Annotated in this window: 18 protein-coding genes; 5 read left to right on the top strand and 13 right to left on the bottom strand. The window is 63.9% G+C overall.

All coding sequences use genetic code 11. The features are described from left to right. Positions 1–216 precede the first annotated feature (216 nt). Positions 217–771, top strand: coding sequence for a putative glycolipid-binding domain-containing protein (locus BXE_RS28140; protein ID WP_011491520.1), 555 nt, complete (start codon positions 217–219; stop codon positions 769–771). Here BXE_RS28140 and BXE_RS28145 read toward each other — a convergent pair. From BXE_RS28145 to BXE_RS28190, 10 genes are all read right to left on the bottom strand, one after another. Next, complete coding sequence (locus BXE_RS28145) at positions 746–1,696, bottom strand: alpha/beta fold hydrolase (RefSeq protein WP_011491521.1); 951 nt, start codon at positions 1,694–1,696, stop codon at positions 746–748. The genes BXE_RS28140 and BXE_RS28145 overlap by 26 nt on opposite strands. Continuing rightward, entirely contained in the window at positions 1,693–2,574 is an 882-nt protein-coding gene (locus BXE_RS28150) for a metal-dependent hydrolase (protein ID WP_011491522.1), read from the bottom strand. The genes BXE_RS28145 and BXE_RS28150 overlap by 4 nt, the downstream gene beginning before the upstream one ends. 92 nt (positions 2,575–2,666) lie before the next feature. Further along, complete coding sequence (locus BXE_RS28155) at positions 2,667–3,575, bottom strand: SDR family NAD(P)-dependent oxidoreductase (RefSeq protein ID WP_040124809.1); 909 nt, start codon at positions 3,573–3,575, stop codon at positions 2,667–2,669. A 75-nt stretch (positions 3,576–3,650) separates the two neighbouring features. Next, positions 3,651–5,246 (bottom strand): flavin-containing monooxygenase, encoded by a 1,596-nt coding sequence (locus BXE_RS28160; RefSeq protein WP_011491524.1) that lies wholly within the window; start codon positions 5,244–5,246, stop codon positions 3,651–3,653. 227 nt (positions 5,247–5,473) lie between these two features. Then, positions 5,474–6,367 carry a MerR family transcriptional regulator gene (locus tag BXE_RS28165; protein WP_011491525.1) on the bottom strand — a complete coding sequence of 298 codons (894 nt, stop codon included), beginning with the start codon at positions 6,365–6,367 and terminating at the stop codon, positions 5,474–5,476. Between the two features lie 89 nt (positions 6,368–6,456). After that, on the bottom strand, positions 6,457–7,059 hold the full coding sequence (locus BXE_RS28170) for a GNAT family N-acetyltransferase (RefSeq protein WP_011491526.1): 603 nt from the start codon (positions 7,057–7,059) through the stop codon (positions 6,457–6,459). Positions 7,060–7,216: 157 nt separating this feature from the next. Continuing rightward, the gene (locus BXE_RS28175; RefSeq protein ID WP_040124807.1) at positions 7,217–7,498 is read right to left on the bottom strand and encodes a hypothetical protein; all 282 of its coding nucleotides are present in this window, start codon (positions 7,496–7,498) and stop codon (positions 7,217–7,219) included. 56 nt (positions 7,499–7,554) lie between these two features. Continuing rightward, entirely contained in the window at positions 7,555–8,118 is a 564-nt protein-coding gene (ddpX, locus tag BXE_RS28180) for a D-alanyl-D-alanine dipeptidase (RefSeq protein ID WP_011491528.1), read from the bottom strand. Positions 8,119–8,150: 32 nt separating this feature from the next. After that, positions 8,151–9,047, bottom strand: a complete 897-nt coding sequence (sapR, locus tag BXE_RS28185; RefSeq protein ID WP_011491529.1) for a sap1 transcriptional regulator SapR — start codon at positions 9,045–9,047, stop codon at positions 8,151–8,153. Positions 9,048–9,169: 122 nt separating this feature from the next. Continuing rightward, entirely contained in the window at positions 9,170–10,057 is an 888-nt protein-coding gene (locus BXE_RS28190) for a DMT family transporter (protein WP_011491530.1), read from the bottom strand. A gap of 329 nt (positions 10,058–10,386) precedes the next feature. Here BXE_RS28190 and BXE_RS48065 point away from each other — a divergent pair, with 329 nt between their 5' ends. Together BXE_RS48065 and BXE_RS28195 are read left to right on the top strand one after the other, a co-directional pair. After that, positions 10,387–10,509, top strand: coding sequence for a hypothetical protein (locus BXE_RS48065; RefSeq protein ID WP_322787396.1), 123 nt, complete (start codon positions 10,387–10,389; stop codon positions 10,507–10,509). Next, the gene (locus BXE_RS28195) at positions 10,481–10,915 is read left to right on the top strand and encodes a hypothetical protein (protein WP_011491531.1); all 435 of its coding nucleotides are present in this window, start codon (positions 10,481–10,483) and stop codon (positions 10,913–10,915) included. The genes BXE_RS48065 and BXE_RS28195 overlap by 29 nt, the downstream gene beginning before the upstream one ends. 44 nt (positions 10,916–10,959) lie before the next feature. On the opposite strand, the gene BXE_RS28200 is transcribed toward BXE_RS28195, so the two are convergent. From BXE_RS28200 to BXE_RS28210, 3 genes are all read right to left on the bottom strand, one after another. After that, on the bottom strand, positions 10,960–12,033 hold the full coding sequence (locus BXE_RS28200) for a TAXI family TRAP transporter solute-binding subunit (protein ID WP_011491532.1): 1,074 nt from the start codon (positions 12,031–12,033) through the stop codon (positions 10,960–10,962). A 205-nt stretch (positions 12,034–12,238) separates the two neighbouring features. Further along, entirely contained in the window at positions 12,239–13,504 is a 1,266-nt protein-coding gene (locus BXE_RS28205) for a hypothetical protein (RefSeq protein ID WP_011491533.1), read from the bottom strand. Positions 13,505–13,909: 405 nt separating this feature from the next. Further along, complete coding sequence (locus tag BXE_RS28210) at positions 13,910–15,457, bottom strand: MDR family MFS transporter (protein ID WP_040124804.1); 1,548 nt, start codon at positions 15,455–15,457, stop codon at positions 13,910–13,912. 77 nt (positions 15,458–15,534) lie between these two features. Here BXE_RS28210 and BXE_RS28215 point away from each other — a divergent pair, with 77 nt between their 5' ends. Continuing rightward, positions 15,535–16,347 carry a TetR/AcrR family transcriptional regulator gene (locus tag BXE_RS28215; RefSeq protein WP_040124803.1) on the top strand — a complete coding sequence of 271 codons (813 nt, stop codon included), beginning with the start codon at positions 15,535–15,537 and terminating at the stop codon, positions 16,345–16,347. A gap of 523 nt (positions 16,348–16,870) precedes the next feature. Beyond that, positions 16,871–17,383 carry a response regulator gene (locus BXE_RS28220; RefSeq protein WP_040124801.1) on the top strand — a complete coding sequence of 171 codons (513 nt, stop codon included), beginning with the start codon at positions 16,871–16,873 and terminating at the stop codon, positions 17,381–17,383. Positions 17,384–17,491 lie beyond the last annotated feature (108 nt).

Here is a 17,491-nt window from a genome sequence, read left to right on the forward strand (position 1 = left end):
GTTGCGCTGTGTCGTGCATTGCGATGCGTTGATAGTGGCTATTTGCGACACATGTCCACAATGGCGAGCCGTGTCGGCGAGCCGAAAGCTTTCGCGCTACGATAGACACACCGGCGACGCACCGGCGACGCACCGGCGACACACCGGCGACACACCGGCGACGCACCGGCGACGCACCGGCGTGCCGGCTGCGCCGCTTCACGAGGAGACAGGCAGATGCGCGAATTACGGTGGGTATCGGAAGAGGGCGACGGTATCGAACATCTGGCGTTCGATTCGCATGAGGACGGTTTCGCCGCGGAAAGCGTCGTGGTCGGGCAGCGCTATGGCAAGCCATATGGGCTGCACTACAAGGTGCGCTGCGACGCGCAATGGCGCACGCGCTATGCCTGGATGAAGATAGTCGGCGGCGGCGAACTGGAATTGCATGGCGATGGCGAGGGTCACTGGCGCGATGGTCACGGGCTTGTGCTGAGCGCGATCGAAGGTTGCATCGACATCGATATTGCGGCCACGCCGTTCACCAACACGTTGCCGATCCGCCGTTTGCAACTGGCCGAAGGCGAGCGTCGCCCCATTTCGGTGGCGTATATTTCCACGCCGGATTTACAGGTCACGCGCGCCGGGCAGGCCTATTCGTGCATCGCGTTGCATCGCGAGTATCGCTACGAGGGCATCTTCCGCGACTTCACGGCGGACCTGAAGGTGGACGAAGACGGTCTCGTGATCGACTATCCGACGCTGTTCACACGCCTGCCGCGCGAGCATTGACGGTTGACGTGGCGCAGCCGCCGTGGTCCGTGCGGTGCCGCTCCACAAAGCGCTCGATGCCTGCCGCGATCCGCTCGGGTTCGCGCAGCACGACCCAATGGCCGGCATCGATCTCGATGCGCTCGTAGGCGCCGAGCCAGCCTTCCAGTCCGAGCGAGAGCGCCGGCCCGACATAGCGGTCACGTAGCGGCACGATGAATTGCACCGGCGCGTGCGCATGACGCGCTCGCGGGTGCAGCAGTTTGCCGATGAAATTGGCGCGGTAGAGATTCAGGCCGTTGATCGCGTTGCGCATCTGCGCCGGGTCGGGCACCGGGCGCACGCGTTCGGTCACACGCAGCCACAGCGGCCACAGGCGCGCGCCGCCTGCGCGCCATACGAGCTCCGGCAGCCACGGCAAGTGAAAGAACAAGATGTACCAGGACTTGAGCGTTTGCCGCACGCCGCTGCCGAACGGGCGCTTTGTTCCCTGATGGGCGGTTTGAGCTCCGCCGCCGCCTTTGCCACGCAGGTCGAAAGACGCGTGATCGAGACAGGGCCCCGAGATCGACGTGTACGACGCAATGCGGCCGTTGAACGCCGGGTCGGTCACGGCTTCCCAGCATTGAATCGAGCCCCAGTCGTGCCCCACGAGATGGAACGGCCGTGTGCCGCAGGTCGCGTCGGCAACCGCCGCCAGGTCGGCGGCGAGGTGTTCGAGCCGGTAGGCCTCGCGCGTGGCCGGCGCTTCGGACGCGCCCGCGCCGCGCACGTCGTAGGCGATCACGCGGTAGTGCGCATCCAGTTGCGCGCGCACCGGTTCCCACACCGCCGCCGAATCCGGATAACCATGCACCAGCACAATCGGCGGCGCGTCGCGCGGTCCGCTCACGTAGACCGCGAGCCGTATGTCACCGGCTTCGACGGCAAGCGTGTCGCGTATCACGCGGCTGCCCGCACGCCGCGACCCGTGGCCTTGCGGGCGCCCGGCGTGGCCGCGTTGGTGGCATCGACCGCGGCAACCAGTGCGTCGATGCGCGCCAGTTGCGCGCGGTTGTCGTGATCCCACGGATGGAAGCCAGGCCGGAAAAAGCTCAGCCATTCACCGGCGATGCGCGGAAATACGCCGTGGCGTGGACCGTACAGATACTTCACGACGCGCCACATGCCGCGCAGATGGCCACCGCGTTTGCGGTCGGCGATCATCAGCCGCACGTGGTAGTCGAACACGATCAGCCAGAACGTCACGGTGGTGGCGAGCATGGTGCCCGTGCGCAGCAGATACCGGCCGAGCCCGGGCTTGAGCACGGCGTTCCACACGTCGTATGAAACGGACTTATGCTCGGTTTCTTCGAGCGCATGCCAGGTCCACATCTGCGTATAGCCCTCAACCGATCCGCCGATGCGTGTCGCGTCCTGCAACAGCAGCCCCGCCAGCATCGCCGTGTAATGTTCGAGGCAGACGGTCACCGCGAGCTGATACGAATGCGGCAGGATCTTGCGGCCGAAGTTCAGAATCGCCCAAAGCCGTTTGTCCAGCTTATGCGCCGGCAAGCCCGCTTGCTGCAGCAGATCGTTGTATTCCACATGCTCGCGCGTATGCATGGCTTCCTGGCCGATGAAGCCGAGCACCTGCTTCTTCAGCACGGGGTCGTCGATCTGGTCGCGGTAGTGGCGCACGCTATCCATGAAGAAACGCTCGCCGGCCGGGAACAGCAGCGAAAGCGCATTGAAGAAGTGTGTCACATGTGAGCCTTGCACGTGCCAATCGCAGGCACGTTCCTGCGGCAGGTTGAAACGGAGGTCGCGGCGAACCGGCATCATGGCCTTGCTCCTTGAGATGCTTGATGTGTTGCTGGGTGTTCGGGTCGAATGACGTGCAGGGCGCTGCGTGCTGCTGTCTGAGGGCCTGCGTTTCACGCGCGCCTGCCGTCCACCTGCGCGGCGCGTCGCGCGCGTTTCTCCGCGATGCGTTTCATCCGGCGCGTTTGCATCACCACCAGTGCCTGATAGGCCGCCGGCAATGTGCGCGCCAGCCAGTCCGCGGCCCGCGCATCGCGCCCGATCAGCACGCGCCGTTTGTTTCTGCGCACGCCGTCGAGAATCACGCGCGCCGCTTCGTCGGCGGTGGTGATGAAGAACTTCTCGAAGTCGTCCTTGCCTTGCTGTTCGGTTTCCAGCATGAAGCCGACCATATTCGACGCGATACGGCTCGATTGCGCGATGCCCGTGCGAATGCCGCCCGGATGCACGCAGGTCGCCGAAACGCCGCACTTCATCAAATCGAGTTCCTGGCGCAGGGCCTCGGTAAAGCCGCGCACCGCGAACTTGGTGGCGTTATAGCCGCTCATGCCCGGCTGCGAGAACAACCCGAACACGCTCGACGTATTGACGATATGACCCGCGCCGGACGCCTTGAGATACGGCAGAAACGCCTTCGTGCCGTGCACCACGCCCCAGAAGTTGATGCCGACGATCCATTCCAGATCGGCGTAGTCCATGCCTTCGATGGTGCTCGACAGCGCGACCCCCGCGTTGTTGAACACCAGGTTGACGCGCTGATGCTGCGCGGCGGTTTCGGCGGCCCAGTCGAACATGGCGGCACGGTCCGCGACATCGAGCACGCGCGTGGTGATGCGCAGCGGCGAGCCGACGATCTGCGGTGCCGCGGCCTGCGCAAGCTGCGCGGTTTCAGCAAGGCTCGCGGCATTGCGGTCGGCGAGCGCGAGGTGGCAGCCTTCGCGCGCCAGCTGAATCGCGAGCGAACGGCCCATGCCCGAGCCTGCGCCGGTGATCGCGGCCACTCTGTCGGTAAAGTTCTTCATTGGCTTGTCTCTCATTCCATGCAGGATTGATGCTGTCCTCTCTGAACCGCGCCTTGTCGTTATCCTTATGTCCTCTCAGGTCGCTTCGGCCGACGCCGTTGCGCTGCCGTGAGCATGCACGGGTTGCGGCGGCACCATCGGCGCGCTTGCCGGCTGCGGCGCGGGCGAATATGCCAGGTAATCGCCCATGCTGAACGTGCTGGTGGCCTGGCGGAATTTGTAGGCGAATCCCGGCCACAGCGTGGTGTTCCTGCCGGTTTTCGGATCGAGATACCAGCTCTTGCAGCCGCCCGTCGACCAGATCGCGCGGCCGAGTTTCTGCTGGATCTGCTCGTTGTAGGCGCGCTCGACTTGCGGCCGCACTTCGATCGCATCGGCGCGTTCCGCATTCATCGTCTTCAGTGCGCGCAGAATGTATTCGACCTGCGACTCGATCATGAACACCATCGAGTTATGGCCGAGACCGGTATTCGGTCCGACGATCATGAAGAAGTTCGGATAACCAGGTAATGTGGTACCGAGGTACGCATGCGCGCCGTCGCGCCACGTATCGACGATATCGACACCGCCGCGCCCGCGCACCACGCCGCGCGGAAACGGGTCGGCTACCTGAAAGCCGGTGCCGAAGATCAGGCAGTCGGCCGGGTGGCGCGCGCCGTCGGTGGTGATGACCGCGTCTTCCTCGATACGGGCAATGGCGGTGGTCGTCACCGAAACATTCGGGCGCGACAGCGCGGGGAAGTAGTCGTTCGAAATCAGAATGCGCTTGCAGCCCATCGTATAGTTGGGCGTGAGTTTGGCGCGCAATAGCGGATCGCGCACCTGGCGTCGCAGATGTCTCTCAGCGACTTTCTGCGCCGTCTTCATTAGCGAAGGATGAATCGCAAAGCCGAATGCGCGCGATTCGAGCATGCAGTAAAGCGCCGAGCGCATGATCTTCTGCGTGACCGGCAGGTGCGTGAACAGCCATTGTTCGAGCGGCTTCACGCGGCGGTCGGCCTTGGGCATGATCCACGGCGGCGTGCGCTGGAACAGGTCGAGATGCGCGACGCGCGGCGCGATCTGCGGGACGAACTGGATCGCGCTCGCGCCGGTGCCGATCACGGCGACGCGTTTGCCTTGCAGCGAATAGCCGTGGTCCCAGTGCTGCGAGTGAAACGCTTTGCCCTTGAAGTTTTCGATGCCGGGAATGGTCGGCATGGCCGCGCGCGACAGGCCGCCCATGCCCGAGATCAGCACGCGCGCCGACCACTGCTGGCCATTCGTGAAGCTCAGTTGCCAGCGGTGGCGCGTCTCGTCGTAGATCGCGCTCGCGAGTTCATGGCCGAAACGCAGATGCCGCTGAACGCCGAAGCGTTGCGTGCAGTCCTCCAGGTAAGCGCGGATTTCCGGCTGGCGCGCGAACATGCGGGTCCAGCGCGGATTCGGGGCGAAGGAGAAGGAATAGACGTGCGATTGGACGTCGCAGGCACAGCCGGGGTAATGGTTGTCGCGCCACGTGCCGCCCACGGAATCGGCTTTTTCAGCAACGATGAAATCGCCGATACCGGCCTGGCGCAGGCGGATCGCCATACCGAGGCCGGCAAAGCCGGACCCGATGATGGCGATGTCGGTTTCGACGGGCGCGGACGTGCCGGGCGCCGCGGTGTCGTGGGGCATGCGTGCGTTCATCCGATCCGTCTCCTTTATTTACGCTATTAACTGTTACATTGGTTGATGTAACAATAGAGGCGAGTAACGGATGACGCAAGGAGGCGGTTAGACGCGCCCCTCTAGGACCGGATGCACGCTGCGATTGACTTTGCGGCCAGCGCCGCGACTTCCCGGTTTTTAAAAAGGCGTACCACCGCATAAGCACGAACGCCCGCCGGGACCGCGCGCCGGAACGTGGCGCGGCGTTACTTCTTCGTTCTGTCTTTCTTCTTCGAACCGGTCGTGCTCTCGGCGGGATGCCCGAGTTGCTTTGCCATGATGGCCGCGACGCGGTCGCCGAGATAATCGCCGGACGCTTCTTCGAGCGCGCGGTTCATTTCGCTTTCCACCAGCACCATTGCCAGCGGCCGTACGCGCCAGATGGCGTCGACCAGGGCGGGCACGTCGGCGGGCGGCGGCAGTGCGTCGGCGTCGTAGCGGTCCAGTTGGCGGACCACCAGATCGACCAGTGCTTTGGCAACCGCATTGAAATGCGGCCTCGCAATGCCCACGGCGTCGAGCAGGTCGGCAAGCGGAATGCCTTCCTTCGCCATCGTGGCGCCGGCAGCGAGCGCCGTCGGACTGCCTGACACGAAGGAGAGACCGTCGCGTTCCAGCAGGCCGAGATCGACCGCCTTGCCGAGCGCGCTTGGCGAGGCCTTGTCGCCGAACATTTGCAGCAACTCGATCAGCGAGTATTTTTTGGGCCGCTCGCGCGACCAGCGGCCGCCGATTGCCGTTTCCAGTCCGAGGGTGGCGCGCAGATCGTGGCCTTCGTCGACGGCCATGATCAGGTCCTGGATGTTGGCGAGCGTATAGCCGCGAGCGAGCAGATGGTTGATCAGCTTCAGACGCGACACGTGCGTGTCGTCGTACACGCCGACGCGGCCGCGCTTTTCCGGCGGCGCGAGCAGCCCCCGGTCCTGATAGGCGCGCACGTTGCGCACGGTGGTGTTGGTCACGCGCGCCAGTTCGTCGACGGTGTATTCGTTGCGCGGTGTGGCGCCGGCCGGAGCGCGGGAATCGGCGGAATCGGCGGAATCGGCGGAATCGGCGGAATCGGCGGGCAGCGGCGGGACAGGAGGCGGCGTGTTGGGCATGCGCGGATTTTACCGCGGCGGCGCGCGCGCCTGCCAGCGCGCTCGCATTCAGCCGTGGCAGACGTGGCGTGTCGGGCGCCTCGGGCGCTTCAGACGCTTCGGGCGCGTTCCGGTGCAACGTCGTCCGGCGGGATCGAGTCACCTTTGCCGAGTGTGCGTTGCATCAACGTCGTATCGAGCCAGCGGCCGTGTTTGAAGCCTACGGCCTTCAACGTGCCCGTCAATTCGAAACCCAACTGCGTATGCAGCGACAGCGAACCGCCGCTGCCGCCGTCGGCGATCACGGCGACCATCTGGCGCCACGGTCCGGTTTCGCAGCGCTCGATCAGCGCCTGAAGCAATACGCGCCCCAGGCCTCGGCCGCGATAGGCGTCGTTCACATAGATCGAATCTTCGATGGTGTTGCGATACGCGGCGCGCGGCCGGTAAGGCGTCGCGTAGCAATAACCGGCGACTTCGCCATCGACCTGCGCCACCATGTACGGCAGCCCGTAGCTGCGCACCGATGCGAGCCGCGCGCGCAGGTCGTCGACGGAAGGCGGGACTTCCTCGAACGAGGCGACGCCGGTCAGCACGTGGTGCGCGTAGATTGCCTGAATCGCGGGGAGATCGGCTTCGGTGGCGTCGCGGATCAGCGGGGCGGTTGCATTCGCCGGGTCCGGGGCGGAGGGCGCGGGGCGGGTGGTGCTCATACGTGTTCCTGTCGTGGCGATAAGTCTGCGGATACGTTTTACTATGCCCGCCGTGCGCGCGAATTTGAAGCGGGTCAAAAATCGCTGTGACGTATGGCCGGTATCGGCGCACTTACCGGCCGATGGCATCATGCGCGCACGCTCAACGTTGCGGCACTCAGTTATGCGAGTACGTGTCCGGCTGCGTCACCTGTCCGCGATGATGCCGGCGATGCTTCGCCTTATGTTTCGGGCTGGTTTTCGACGCTGGCGCGTGCTGTTCGGCAGGCGCCGCAGCGGCCGGCTCCTGAGCCTGCGCGTGAGGTGCGGGCGCGGGCCGCGTATTACCGGACGGCAGCGTGCTCTGGCCTTCACCGAAACGGAAAGTTTGCGACGTCTGGGCGTACGCGCCGACAGACACTGTCAAGGCGGCGAGCGCCAGGCAAATTGAAAACTTCATGGGTCCTCCTTCTGAACGAGCCGGTGAGGATACCTGTTTTCCTGTCGGCCGATCGATCACATCAGCCGCAGCGGTCCGCTTGCGTTGTTGTCGATCAGCGGCAATGCGTGCGAACCGGGCAACTCGTAGTGCCACCATTCGCTTTTGATGTGCGTGAAGCCCGCGCCATGCATCACGCCCAGCAACAACATGCGATTGCGCTGCACATCTGCTCGCAGACCGGGATGAAAGTGCTCCGATTCGATCGTCATGGCGTCGAAGCCGGTGCCCATGTCGAGTTCCTCGCCGTGCGCGTCGAGCAGTGTCAGGTCGAGCGCCGTTCCACGACTATGGTTCGAGCCGCGTTTCAGATCCGCCACGTAAGTCGGGTCGGGCAGAAAATCCCACAGCACCTGCTGCGCTTGCGGCGGCCGGTACGCGTCGAAAATGCGCAGCGTCGTGCCGATCTGTCGCGCCAGTTCCACCGCGCGGCGCAACGCCACCTCCGCCGGTTCGAGCAGAAGACAATGCGCGGCCCGGTAGATCGGTTTGCCGGTGAGATTGCGCGCCGTGGCATAGACGAGGTCGATGTCGACGCCGTGCGTGGCGTGTGTGATCTCGATGAGTCGATGGTCGGTCATGTGACGAAGAGGAACGAAGAGAGAGGAGTGCGTCAGAGGTCGTCGAACTGATCGAATTCGCTTTGCAGTTCGCGGTTGCGGGCCACGCGATCGTCGAGATCCGTCCCGAGCTTTTCGACGATCGCCGAAATCAGCAGATTGAAGAGACAGGTGAGCGGCGCGAGCGAATCCCAGAACTGGCCGACGTCGGTCTTGACCTGCAGCAGATCGCCGTCGAATTCGCGCGCCCACGGACAATAAATATCGGTGATGAGCGCAAAGGGCAGGCCGCGGCGCGTGGCGGCCTCGCAATAGCGGCGTGCGACCTTCGAATAGGCGCGCGTGTCGGTGACGATCAGATACGGCGCTTCGAATCCCGAGTTCAGCGAATCGACGTACGAGCCCGACATGCCGTCCGAATAGAACACGCGCGGGCGGATGTATTCGAGGTAGCTGTAGAACGCGTTGCTGATGCCGCGCGTGGACTGAATGCCGAGAATGTAGACGGCATCCGCGTTGGCGATGCGCTCGGCCACGCGCGCGAATGCCGGCGATTGCGCGAGCTGGTAGACATGCTGGATCGCACCGAGCTCGAGTTCGAGCGAACGGGCCAGCGCGGGGTTGGGCGCTGCGGGCGAACCTGCATCCGGCGCGGCTTCGTCGTGCTGGCCGGCGCTGCGGCGGAACGCGTCGAGCCGGTCGGTGATCAGCCAGGGGCGCTCCTGCGTGCCGCGCAACTCGCGCTTCAGGTCGTCGAGATTCTGATAGCCGATGCTGCGCAGGAACCGGCCGACCGAAATGCCGCTCGTGCCCGTTTGCTGTGCGATCTGATCGGCGGTTTCGAGGCCGAGCCGGTCGAGGTTGGCCAGCATATAGCTGGCGACGCGCTTGGAGGTGGGCGTGAGTTCGGCAAAGCGGGCTTCGACGGTTTGAGCAAAAGCGGTCGGCATCGTAGTCGCGGGCGGGCAGTGGTTGGTCGATCATCGGGATGATGACATATTCAACCGGCCGCCCGCGCCGCGAGCGTGTGAAAGATGGCTGAAGCGCGTGCGTGCCGCGCGCAGCGCGCGCGTCAGGCAGCCGGCCGCGCCGGCGCCGCACGGGAAAAGCGCCGTGCGCCCGCCACGCAGGCCACGACCACGACGGTGACGAGAATCATCGCGGGCGGCACCTGTTCGTGCAGGAGCAGCCCGGCGAGCAGCAGGCCGAAGAACGGCTGCAGCAACTGCAACTGCCCGACGCCCGCAATGCCGCCGAGCGCGAGGCCGCGATACCAGAACACGAAACCGATCAGCATGCTGAAGAGCGACACATAGGCGAGGCCCCAGAGCGCCGCGTGACTGACACCGTCAAACGAGGCGGGCCGTGCCCACACGGCGAGCGGAAGCATGAGCGGCAGCGACAGCACGAGCGCCCACGAAATCACCTGCCAGCCGCCGAGGTGGCGCGACAGGCGCGCGCCTTCGGCATAGCCCAGCCCGCATGCGACGATGGCGGCCAGCATCAGCGCGTCGCCAACCGGCGATGCGTCGAGCTCGTGACGCAAGGCGAAAGCCACCACCGCGCCGCTGCCGAGCGCCGAGAACAGCCAGAACGCCGGCTGCGGACGCTCGCCGCCGCGCAGCACGCCGAAGATCGCCGTGGCGAGCGGCAGGAGGCCGACGAACACCACGGCGTGCGCCGAGCTCACGTGCCGCAGCGCCAGCGCCGTCAGGAGCGGAAAGCCGACCACCACGCCGAGTGCGACCACGACGAGCGGAATCAGGTCGCGGCGCGCGGGGCGCGCCTGGCGGAACACGAGCAGCAGCAACAGGCCGAGCGTGCCGGCAATAGTCGCGCGGGCCACCGTCAGGAATAGCGGGTCGAGGCCGCCCACGGCAATGCGCGTGGCCGGCAGCGAGCCGCTGAAAATCAACACCCCTATGAGGCCGCTCAGCCAGCCGTTGGTTGTCTTGTCCATGCGGGAGAGTCCATGCGTGAGGAGAGAGCGCATAGCATCGGCTATCCGGCCGTGGACAGTAAGGTACGGATCGGTGCAAACCGTCCAAACTGTATCGAGGAATGGAGCGGTACAGCGCGTTACGCGGCTGCCCATTGCCGCTGCGGGATCACAACGCAGCGTGCATATCGGTCAGCGGTTCCGGGCAACGCAGTGCCAATCGCGGATAGCGGCGCGACACCGCCGTGGCAACCGGCACGATATCCATCACCGCCGGGCCGCGTCATGAACGTCTATCATGAACTTGTGGGTTCAAGGGATTGGGTCGAGCACGTGATGAGGAGACGAACATGAGCAATCTGACCGCCAGAATCAAGCATGAATTCATGGAGATGATTCCGCCGACCCTCTACTTCCTCGTCATTCTCCACATTGTCGCGCATCATGCGCGCGCTGATTTCCCGCGGCTATGACGTCACGTTGCCGACCTCGGTCTCCGTGACTATCGCCGCGCTGATTCTCGGTAAATCGGTGTTGATCGCCAACCTGCTGCCGTTCATCAACCGCTTTCCCGAGAAACCGCTGATCTGGAATATCGGCTGGAAAACGGCGATCTATACGCTGGTGGCTCTGGTCGTGCACTACCTGGAACATCTCTACGAATACTGGAAGGAGGCGCCGAGTCTCGCCGCCGCCAACCGCATGCTGCTCGCCAATCTCAACTGGGCGCATTTCTGGGCTATCCAGATTCTGCTGGTGACGCTGATCGCGATCTATTGCGTGGTTGCCGAACTGGTTCGCGTGATCGGCCGCGACAAATTCATGGCGATGTTCTTCGGCCCAATCCCGCCGAAGCCGACGGGTCACGTTGCCGGATAGTTCATCGCTGTCCGGCGCGCGCGGGACGTGCGTCTGGCCGCAACCTACTTGCAGAGCAGAAGCAGGCGCTCCTGGTCCGAGCACGTCGAGCGTGGTTTCGGCGCGGCCTGGGCCGCCGTGGCGCTGATCGCGGCGCTCTTGTTCGCAAGGCACGCACGCAGATGCTTTTCGACCGGCGCATAGTATTTCCATCCGCGCACGAGAGTCGGCAACTCCAGCTTCACCTGCTTCCACTTCGGATGTCCGTGCTCCTGCAGATTGTCGAAGTTGGCGCACAGCGAATCGGCAAAGTGATTCAGATTGCCGACGGTGTCGCGCAGACCGTAATCGTAGGTGACGAGAAAGGCCTTGACGGTCAGCGTGGGAACGTCTTCCTTCAGCCAGTTAGGATAGCTGGTGGCGCGGATCGTCGCGGGAAAATAGGTCTGTTTGGCGCGGGCGGTTTCGGGCGCGGCCGGGTCGACTTTCAGCAGGCGGATCTGTTGCAGCAGCTCGGGGTTCATGTCGTTGAACAGTTTCGCCGGCTGGCCGACCACGATGATCGCGACGTCCACCTTCTTGACGATCAACGCGGCCAGCGCGTCCTCGTTGCTCAGATGCTGGATGTTCTGCTCGGGAATGGCCTGGCCGAACATCAGGTGGTAGAGCGTCGTGGCTGACTGCGCGGTGCCGCTGCCGATCAGTCCGACGCTGATGCTTTTGTCCTTGATGTCGGCGAACGTTTTTAGCGGCGAGTCCGCGCGCACCACGACGTTAATTTCCTCGTCATAGAGCGGCATGATGAGCCGTAGCGGCCGGATCGCCGTGCCCGCATCGGCATTGCCGGCGTTGGCCATGTCGATGTAAGCCTGATACACGTCGGATTGCACCAGCGCGAGCTTCACGCCCGGCTCGAAGCGCATGCGTTGCACGTTTTCGGCCGAGCCCTTCGACGCCATCACTTCCAGGTCGATGCCCACCGGCTGCGCAACCCATTTCGACAGATCCTGGCCGATCTGGATATACGTGCCCCGTTCCGGACCGGTGACGATCTTGTAATGCGCCGGCTCCGCGCAAGCCAGCGAAGATACGACCATCAGCGCCAGCCCCAGCCATCCCGCCAGAAGTCTCTTCAGCATGGTCTATCTACCTTTCGGTCAGGTTCATATAGCTTCGCGCGTCGACGCGCGCGAAGCACCGGTGAGCCGGTGTGCCATGTCATGTTCTATGTGCCGCAACTGCCGTGTCCGTCTGTTACCTATCAAACCGCCTGTGCTAATGCGTGCGTTTATATGTGCGATTTACGGAAGACGTGCCCATATGATTCGGTATCCGGAATATATTTCACTGCGTGGCAGCAGCGCCCGCGGAAGGCCTGGCGGCATTCGCGGACGCGCGGTTCCAGCCGGAATCCTTGATGGCGCGCAGGCGTGCATCGACGCCATTGTTGTCGGCCGTCGCGGCGGCGGGGCGCGGCGCGGCTACGACAACTGCGTTGTTCGCCGGCATGCCTTGAGGAAGCGGTGTTTGCAACTGAACCACCTGCTGCGAAGGCGGCGCGGCTTGCGCTTGCGCAGACGGTTTGACTTGCGGCTGCGTGCCCGCCGCGGCGTGCGGGTTGAGCGGCGCCCAGCCGGTCTCGCGAATCACGCGTTCCAGAATGGACTTCGCCGTTTCATTGCCGGTGTCGATCGCGAGCGCTTCGTTGGCGTGCTGGCGCGCGCAAGGCCACGACTGCTGCGACGCGCAAGTTTGTGCTGCCAGCAACGCGGCGTCGCGGCGCGTAATCAGCGGCTTCAACTCTCCCGCCAGGTCCTGCGCGTCGGATCTGCCCGGTTGCAGCGCCTGCGCGGCGCCGAGCGCGGCTTGTGCCGAAGAGAGATCGTTGGCGCGCAAGGCGAGGCGTGCTGATTGCAACGCTTGCGCCGCATCGCTGAATCTGGGCGCCGCGGGTTTGACGGGCGCTGCTGTGACAGCCGGTGCGACAGGCGTTGGCGGTATCACCTGCGCCGGCCGGGCCGGCGTGACCGATAGGGCGGATTTGCCCGCGACGGTAGCCTGATTCGCAGACTGGGCCGGCGTGTATGGTGCGATCGTGCCGGTAGTCGTTCTGGCGTCCTGAGTAGTTTCGGTGTCGTTGGACTGGCCGCTATTTCCACCCGAAAATTCATTGTCGCTGAATAGCGCATATCCGACATACGCCAGGCCGATTACGACAACCGCGCCGATGCCGAAGAGCACCTTACGAATCGACATCGCGCCGCGACCCGCCGCACGAGGCAGCGCCGGGAGAGGCGGGACCGGCGTATCCGGCGAAATAAGTGCCGATGCCGGCAGCGCGGCCTTGGCGGAGGCATGGTCACCGGTATCCGCGGCACGCATTGCGAGGCCGCCTTCGTCCGGTATCACCGGGTCGGGACTGGTCTTCTGCGCCGCTTTACCCGTGGCGCTCGCGCGGCTGCCCGGAATCACGGTACGCTTGTGTGGACCCGCGTCGAGCGGATGCACCGCGCCGCAATACGGGCAATAGTCGACTTGCCTGTACAGTGCCCCGCCACACCGTTTGCAGGGCGTCGGAAAGCTGTGGCCGATCAGTGTCTGGGTGGACATGCTGTGACCCACCTTGGGAAAACAATGCCATTACGGCATGTTCCGGATCATGTTGAAGCGGGAGCAATGTCCGCGGAATCACGATCCACATGCGCCGGAGAGTCCTGAGCGGCAAGCCCGCGCTTACGGTGCCGCTGCTCGCAATATGTGGCGTTTCAGTGAGAACGTCAATCGACGTTGCTACCTATCTTATGTGCGCTAGCGAACATTTGGAGGTACGACGAAATGGTCTCTATGTCGGCAGAACGAACGGGGGAGAAAGTTTTTTCACGCCATTCGAGCGGCGCTAAAAACAGAACGGGGTCGGCGCGCATGGCGCTCGACCCCGTAGTCCCTCATCGTCCCTCATCGTGCCCGTCGTCATTAAGCGCTTGCAAGAAGCGCTCGAAGCAAGCGGCGCAATCGTCAATGCTTGCGCAGCGGATGATCCTTCAGCAGCCATGCGAGCGCGAACGCCAGTACCACCACGCATGCAGCCGAAAGATAAACGGTGTGCAATGCACCCGCGAACGCTTGCAGATAATCGTCGCGCAATGCTTGCGGCAACTGATGGATCGCGGCGGGCCCAAGCGCGTGCGGCAATTCCGTATCCGGCGGGATCAGCTTTTCCAGACGCGCGGCGAGACCGTTCGAGAACACGGCGCCGAAGCCCGCCACGCCGATCGAGCCGCCGATCGAACGGAACAGTGTCGCGCCTGAAGTTGCCACGCCCATATGCCTGAACTCGACGGTGTTCTGTACGGCGAGAATCAGCACCTGCATCACCATGCCGAGCCCGCAGCCGAGAATGCCCATGTCGATATACATCACATGAATCGGCGTACTGATCTGCAGGCGCGCAAGCATCAGCATCGCGACTGCCACGAGCAGGGTTCCGGCGATCGGGAACATGCGATATTTGCCGATCTTGCTGATCACGCGGCCGGTCACCATCGACATGACGAACAGGCCGCCCATCATCGGCAGCATCTGCATGCCGGCTTGCGATGGCGTGGAGCCTTTGACGACCTGCAGATACAACGGCAGGAACGTCACCGAGCCGAACAGCGACACGCCGATGATGAAGCCGATCAGACTGCTCAGCAAAAACGTGCGTTGCCTGAAGAGTTCCAGCGGCATGATCGGTTCGACCGCGCTGCGTTCCTCGTGAATGAAGCCCCAGATCGCCACCAGCCCCATGCCCAGCGTGAACCACAATTGCGCCGACGACCACGGCAGGATCGTGCCGCCCTGGCTCGTGAACAGGATGATGCAGGTGAGGGCGCCGGCGAGAAATGCGGCGCCCATGTAGTCGATGGTGTGCTTCACGTGGCGAACGTGCGGCTTGAACACCGCGCCGATCACGACGAGCGAGACGATGCCGAGCGGCAGATTGATGTAGAAAATCCAGCGCCACGTCAGATGTTCGACGAGAAAGCCGCCGAGCAATGGGCCGACCACGGTCGCGAGACCGAACACGCCGCCGAACACGCCCTGATAGCGGCCGCGTTCAGCCGGCGGAATCACGTCCGCGATGGCGGCCATCGTGACCACCAGCAAGCCGCCGCCGCCGAGACCCTGCAACGCGCGCAGCACGATGAGCTGCGTCATGTCCTGCGCGACGCCGCACAACGCGGAGCCCACGAGGAACACGATGATCGCCGTCTGCAGCACGATCTTGCGGCCGAACAGATCGCCGAACTTGCCGTACAGCGGCACGACGATGGTCGAGCTGAGCAGGTACGCGGTCACCACCCATGACAGGTTGTTGAGCCCGCCCAGTTCGCCGACGATGGTCGGCAGCGCGGTCGAGACGATGGTCTGGTCGAGCGCGGCGAGCAGCATCACCAGCAGCAGCGCCGGGAACAGCAGGCGGATCGGCGGATGATCGCCGGCCTGCGTGCCGCCTTGCGGGCTGTCCTGCACCTCGCGCTGCGTCAGCTCGGCAGGTTGAGTCGTGGTCGATTGATCCATAGCGGGGGCTGGCATTGAAATTAATTAATTTAAAGATTAATATATGCGACATCGCGTCACCAGTCAAATCCAATGCAATGGCAAGAATTCCGTCCGGCGGTCGAGCGGTGAAAAGCGCGGCGAAACACGCCGCTGTCGTGAAGGGGCGCAGGCCGCAGGCAGCGCTGAGGCGGTCTGCTGAAACGCAGGCAGGGTCGCAGGCAGGGTCGCAGGCAGCCGCACTGGCGAGTCTCCAGGCAGCCGCGCCGGCACGTCGGCCGGGCCGGCCTTCGGGCGCCGCTCGCGGACCCGATCAGCGCAACCGTCTGCTCGACGCGGCGCTCGTACTGTTCGCGCGGCAGGGCATTGTCGACACCACGCTCGGAGAGATCGCCCGCGAGGCGGGTTTCACGCCGGCAATGATGCATTACTACTTCAAGACCCGCGATCAGTTGCTCGACGTGTTGATCGACGAGCGGTTCGCGCCGTTGCGCGCCGGTTTAGGCGTGCCGTTCCAGGAGAATCCCGACGATCCCGTCGCGGCGATCACGCAGCTCACGCAGCGGCTGGTGCAGGTGGCTACCGACCATCCGTGGTTTCCGTCGCTGTGGGTGCGCGAAGTCATCAGCGACGGCGGCCTGTTGCGTCAGCGTATGCACGAACGTTTCGGCGACGCGCATCAGAAGGCGTCGCTGTCGGCCATTGCACGCTGGCAGAAGGAGGGGCGGCTGAATGCGGGGTTGGAGCCGGCGCTCGTCTTCGTTACGTTGTTGGGGCTGACGATTTTGCCGCTGGCCACGTCCAAATTGTGGTGCAACGATCCCATGCGCCGCAATATCGGCGGCGAGCAGATCGCCCGGCATGCAGTGGCCTTGCTGGTGCAGGGGATCGGTCCGAAGAAAGCGGACTGACCGTCTGTCACCTGCCGCTTGCCGCTCATCACTCATCTTTCGCGGAACCCGCGGATGTGACGCAAAGCGTGATAGCCCGTCGACACGACCCGCAGTCGTTTCGCCGTCTCCGCTCCCACACTTCGTAAGCCGCTTTCGTCGTATCGGTCGACGCGCAAGTACCGGGCGACAACCAGGTATCCCGCGCAACCGGTCCCGCCCGAAGCCGACGCCCACGAGGCACGCCACATGCTACTGGTGGGTTGGACGTGAATGCAGGCGGCATGACGCAACCCCGCCGGCATCGTAACGAACAGGAATGTGAATGAGACGCCGGGCGGGAAAGACCGTGCCAAATGGGGTTTGCACGAGCTGTCGCGGCGGATCGGGAGTCGGCCTCGGCAAGCCGTGATTGTGACGGCGGAGGCCGGTTTTTCATCGGCGTGCAATTTTGGCGCGTTACGGTGCGCACGCGTTGGCGCTTGGGCCATGTTTTACAATCGTGAGCCTTGTTGCAACTCGGCGCATGAAATCGAGTCGGACCATGAACAGCAATATCGCAGCCGCGCAAATGGGCGGCAAACAGCAGAGTGAAACGTTGGCCACGTCTGACGGCCTAACCGGTTTTTTAGAGCAACAACAGAAAATGACTGCAGCATTGAGACTCGATCAGGCCACGATCGTGCTCGTAGAAGACGACCCGGACAGCCGGGAATCGCTGACCTTGTTACTCGAAGCAGAAGGCGCGCATGTCGTCGCGGTGGCGGATGCGGAAGAGGGCGTGGAGGCGGCGCTGCGGTTGTTACCCGACGCCGTGGTATGCGACCTCGAATTGCCCGCTATGGACGGTTTCTACCTGATCCAGCGCCTGCGCGACCACGAGATTCGTGGCGACCACGCGCCATCGGTAGCCGTCGCGCTGACTGGCCATACGGACGAAGCTTATCGCTTACGAAGTATCGGCGAAGGCTTCCAGCACTTCATGACTAAACCGGCGTTGCCCGAAGACCTCGTGACGCTTCTGCACGACGCGATCGACGCCCGCGCCGCGGGCTGAATAGAGCGGGGCGGTGTCACCGCCGTGGTTGATGCGCAGTTGGTAAATTGCGTGTAGCGGTGCCACCGTTGTAGTCGCGTTCCTGCCGGAAAGCGGAGCATTTGCACT

This window comes from Paraburkholderia xenovorans LB400 (assembly GCF_000013645.1).
GTDB classification, from domain to species: Bacteria; Pseudomonadota; Gammaproteobacteria; order Burkholderiales; family Burkholderiaceae; genus Paraburkholderia; species Paraburkholderia xenovorans.

What these genes read in the sequence shown, in the direction of transcription:
- BXE_RS28140 (WP_011491520.1), top strand. Translation starts at nt 217, where the DNA reads ATGCGCGAATTACGGTGGGTATCGGAAGAGGGCGACGGTATCGAACAT.
- BXE_RS28150 (WP_011491522.1), bottom strand. Translation starts at nt 2,574, where the DNA reads ATGATGCCGGTTCGCCGCGACCTCCGTTTCAACCTGCCGCAGGAACGT.
- BXE_RS28155 (WP_040124809.1), bottom strand. Translation starts at nt 3,575, where the DNA reads ATGAAGAACTTTACCGACAGAGTGGCCGCGATCACCGGCGCAGGCTCG.
- BXE_RS28160 (WP_011491524.1), bottom strand. Translation starts at nt 5,246, where the DNA reads ATGAACGCACGCATGCCCCACGACACCGCGGCGCCCGGCACGTCCGCG.
- BXE_RS28165 (WP_011491525.1), bottom strand. Translation starts at nt 6,367, where the DNA reads ATGCCCAACACGCCGCCTCCTGTCCCGCCGCTGCCCGCCGATTCCGCC.
- BXE_RS28170 (WP_011491526.1), bottom strand. Translation starts at nt 7,059, where the DNA reads ATGAGCACCACCCGCCCCGCGCCCTCCGCCCCGGACCCGGCGAATGCA.
- BXE_RS28175 (WP_040124807.1), bottom strand. Translation starts at nt 7,498, where the DNA reads ATGAAGTTTTCAATTTGCCTGGCGCTCGCCGCCTTGACAGTGTCTGTC.
- ddpX (WP_011491528.1), bottom strand. Translation starts at nt 8,118, where the DNA reads ATGACCGACCATCGACTCATCGAGATCACACACGCCACGCACGGCGTC.
- sapR (WP_011491529.1), bottom strand. Translation starts at nt 9,047, where the DNA reads ATGCCGACCGCTTTTGCTCAAACCGTCGAAGCCCGCTTTGCCGAACTC.
- BXE_RS28190 (WP_011491530.1), bottom strand. Translation starts at nt 10,057, where the DNA reads ATGGACAAGACAACCAACGGCTGGCTGAGCGGCCTCATAGGGGTGTTG.
- BXE_RS48065 (WP_322787396.1), top strand. Translation starts at nt 10,387, where the DNA reads ATGAGCAATCTGACCGCCAGAATCAAGCATGAATTCATGGAGATGATT.
- BXE_RS28195 (WP_011491531.1), top strand. Translation starts at nt 10,481, where the DNA reads ATGCGCGCGCTGATTTCCCGCGGCTATGACGTCACGTTGCCGACCTCG.
- BXE_RS28200 (WP_011491532.1), bottom strand. Translation starts at nt 12,033, where the DNA reads ATGCTGAAGAGACTTCTGGCGGGATGGCTGGGGCTGGCGCTGATGGTC.
- BXE_RS28205 (WP_011491533.1), bottom strand. Translation starts at nt 13,504, where the DNA reads ATGTCCACCCAGACACTGATCGGCCACAGCTTTCCGACGCCCTGCAAA.
- BXE_RS28210 (WP_040124804.1), bottom strand. Translation starts at nt 15,457, where the DNA reads ATGGATCAATCGACCACGACTCAACCTGCCGAGCTGACGCAGCGCGAG.
- BXE_RS28215 (WP_040124803.1), top strand. Translation starts at nt 15,535, where the DNA reads ATGGCAAGAATTCCGTCCGGCGGTCGAGCGGTGAAAAGCGCGGCGAAA.
- BXE_RS28220 (WP_040124801.1), top strand. Translation starts at nt 16,871, where the DNA reads ATGAACAGCAATATCGCAGCCGCGCAAATGGGCGGCAAACAGCAGAGT.